The organism is Cupriavidus sp. FW305-3-2-15-C-LB2 (assembly GCF_058787575.1).
In genome coordinates, this window is the sequence record NZ_JBYSZW010000109.1 from 1 (window position 1) to 3360 (window position 3360).

2 protein-coding genes are annotated in these 3360 nt (G+C 66.1%); both read left to right on the plus strand.

Going from position 1 to position 3360, the window contains the following annotated elements; all coding sequences use genetic code 11:
• Nucleotides 1-116: 116 nt before the first annotated feature.
• The gene (locus tag AC3WRR_RS35995; RefSeq protein ID WP_058698930.1) at nt 117-1226 is read left to right on the plus strand and encodes a CaiB/BaiF CoA transferase family protein; all 1110 of its coding nucleotides are present in this window, start codon (nt 117-119) and stop codon (nt 1224-1226) included.
• A 122-nt stretch (nt 1227-1348) separates the two neighbouring features.
• Nucleotides 1349-3028 (plus strand): AMP-binding protein, encoded by a 1680-nt coding sequence (locus AC3WRR_RS36000; RefSeq protein ID WP_058698931.1) that lies wholly within the window; start codon nt 1349-1351, stop codon nt 3026-3028.
• Nucleotides 3029-3360 lie beyond the last annotated feature (332 nt).

Consider the following 3360-nt stretch of genomic DNA (forward strand, 5'->3'; position numbering starts at 1 on the left):
CAGATCACTGACTGGAGCACGGCGAGCTTCCGCGAGGATGCCAACCAGCAGGTGCATGCCTACGTCACGGCCATGCAGGCCGCGCGCGGCTGAGTCGTTCACCCGGAGTCAGCAACATGGCCTTGAACGGAAGCGGTCCGCTGCAGGGGCTGCGCGTACTGGAAATTGCCGGAATGGGTCCGGCCCCGATCTGCGGTATGCTCCTCGCGGATCTCGGCGCCGACGTGGTCGTCGTCGACAAGAAGCAGATGGGGGCGGAAGACCTCGACCTGGGCAAGCACGCGATCCAGAACCGCGGCAAGCGCTCGGTCGCCGTCGACCTGAAGACGGAGGCGGGCGTCGACACCGTGCTCAGGCTGGTCGAGCGTTGTGATGCCCTGATCGAAGGCATGCGCCCCGGCGTGATGGAGCGCATCGGCCTCGGGCCGGACCTGTGCCTGGCGCGCAATCCGCGGCTGGTGTATGGCCGGATGACCGGCTGGGGCCAGCACGGGCCGCTGTCGCAGGCGGCGGGACACGATCTCAACTACATCGCCTTGTCGGGCGCGCTGTGGTGGTCGGGCCAGCCAGGCGAGCCGCCGATGTCGCCGCCCAGCCTCGTCGGTGACATGGGTGGGGGGACGATGTATCTGGCAGTCGGGTTGCTGGCCGGCATCATGAGCGCGCGCGCCACCGGCAAGGGGCAGGTCGTGGATGCGGCCATCGTGGATGGCAGCGCCCACATGCTGAACCTGATGCTGAGCCTGAAGGCCACGGGCCAGTTCGTCAACGAGCGCGGGCGCAGCCTGCTGGACGGTCCGCACTGGTATCGCACCTATCGCTGTGCCGACGGCAAGTTCGTCTCGGTCGGCGCGGTCGAGCCCCGCTTCAACAAGCTGCTGCTGCAGAAGCTGGGCCTCGCGGACGATCCCGTGCATGCGGCGGCCTACGATCCGGCGCGGTGGCCGGAACTGCACGAGCGCTTCGCCGCGGTGTTCGCCACGCGGACCCGTGAGGAGTGGTGCGCGCTTCTGGAGGGCACGGACGCCTGCTTCGCGCCTGTACTCGATCCGGACGAGGCCGCGGCGCACCCGCACATGGTCGCGCGCGGCGTCTACAGTGAGATGGAAGGTATCCTGCAAGCCAACCCCGCGCCGCGGTTCTCCGGCACTCCCGCAGGCAGACCCGGCAGCATTCCCCAACGCGGCCAGCATACCGACACGGTATTGCAAGACTGGTGCAACTGAACCGGCACAAGCCGGTCTATGATTCCTGCCGGCCCCGCCAGCCCGCAAGGCGGGCGAGGCACCGCATCAGGACGCCTTCGGCCGACGAGACGAAGCGGCGAAAAATGATAAGTGGAGACAATATGATCGACAGCAACGCGAACACCCTCGTCCACCGCTTCCTGCACTGGGAGCGCACGCAGCCAGACGCGATCTTCCTGACCGAACCGAGGCCCGATGGCGAGGTGGTCGATATCACGTGGCGCGAAGCCGGCGATCAGGCGCGCCGCATGGCCGCGTACCTGCAATCGCTGCAACTGCCGCCGGGCAGCTCCATCGGCATCGTTGGCAAGAACAGCGCACACTGGATCCTGGCGGACGTCGCCACCTGGATGGCGGGCCATGTCTCGGTGCCGCTCTATTACACCGCCAACGCCGACACGGCGAAATACGTATTCGACCACTGCGAGGTCCGCGCGTTCTTTGTCGGCAAGCTCGACGGCAAGACCGATTCCTGGCACGACATTCACAGGGTCATGCCGCAGGGCGTACCCAGCATCGCCCTGCCCATGGCGCCGGCGGGTGCGGGGCGGATCTGGCAAGAGATCACGGGGGAGATGGCACCGCTGACCGATGTCCGTCTCCCGTCGCCAGCCGACATGGCGACTATTATCTACACGTCGGGCAGCACCGGCCGGCCCAAGGGCGTGATGCACAGCTTCGCCGGCATGTTCGAGTATGCGACCCGCTCCGGCGAGTTCTGTGGATTCACCCCGGCGGACCGCGTGCTCTCGTACTTGCCGCTGGCGCATGCCGCAGAACGCTGCGTTATTGAATCGAATGCGCTGTGCCATGGCCTTCACGTCTTCTTCAACGACAGCCTGGCGACCTTCGCGCAGGACCTGCTGCGCGCACGCCCTTCCGTGTTCGCTTCCATGCCTAGGCTGTGGACCAAGTTCTACCAGGCCGTTTGCGCCAAGGTTCCGGCTCGGCAACAGGCGCTGATCCATGAAAAGTCGCCTGAGGCAGATGCCATGAAGAAGAGGCTGCTCGGCATGCTCGGTCTCGATGCCGCGCGCGTCGCCTTCACGGGCGGGGCGCCGCTGCCGTTCGAGATCACCAACTGGTACCGAACGCTCGGACTCGAACTGCTGGACGTGTATGGGATGACGGAGAACCTGTGTTATTCGCACTACAGCCGCCCCGGCCTGGTGCGCGCCGGCTATTCGGGCCAGGCCATGCCAGGCGTGGAATGCCGCATCGGCGACAACGGCGAAGTGCTGGTCAAGGCAACCACGATGATGATGGGCTACTACAAGCAGCCCGCCCTGACCGCGGAAAGCTTTACGGAAGACGGATTCTTCAAGACCGGCGACCGCGGCGAGCTGGACGAGATCGGGCGGCTGAAGATCATCGGCCGCGTCAAGGAGATCTTCAAGACGAGCAAGGGCAAGTACGTCGCACCCGCACCCATCGAGAACAAGCTCGGCCATCCGAAGGTGGAGGCAAGCTGCGTGACTGGCCACGGCTACCCGCAGCCCTTCGCCATACTGATGCTCGGCGCCGACGCGCGCAGCGATCTGAAAGATGCCGAAAAGCGCCGTGCGCTGCGCGAGGAGTTGCAGGCAGTGCTCGACACCGCGAACGCCACGCTCGAGGCGCATGAGAAGCTGGCGTTCGTGGTCGTGGTAAGCGATGCCTGGACCACGGAGAACGGCCTGCTGACGCCGAGCATGAAGATCCGGCGCAACCTCATCGAGGAACGCTACGAGAGCAGGATGCCGCAGTGGGGCGGACTTGGAGAGACGGTCATTATTGAATGATGTCCTGATGCTTCTGTGCCCGGCCCTGGTCCCACAGGGCCGGCTGGGGCGGCTGTCGGCCACGGCGGCAGCACACCTCGGCATTTCGCTCGGCGCTTTCCTCCGCGGTTCCTCCCATCCCTTCGCCTGACGCGCCGCCCGGCCCAGGCGCTCGCGGTCATCTCCCGATCCTCGCTGGCAGGCTTCTCGCCGGCGTGCCGCGGATACGTATTCGCGCTCCGTGCGCAATCTTCTTCTGCCTTGTCGCTTCATCACGTGCTAGGCCTTCGTGCATGCGATGGCGCCGGGGATCCATGCCGCCCAGACTGCGCGGCGCTAGCGCCGTCCCCCTC

Bases quoted from the DNA above. Each gene is read 5' to 3' on its own strand.
- AC3WRR_RS35995 (WP_058698930.1), top strand. From the start codon at position 117: ATGGCCTTGAACGGAAGCGGTCCGCTGCAGGGGCTGCGCGTACTGGAA.
- AC3WRR_RS36000 (WP_058698931.1), top strand. From the start codon at position 1,349: ATGATCGACAGCAACGCGAACACCCTCGTCCACCGCTTCCTGCACTGG.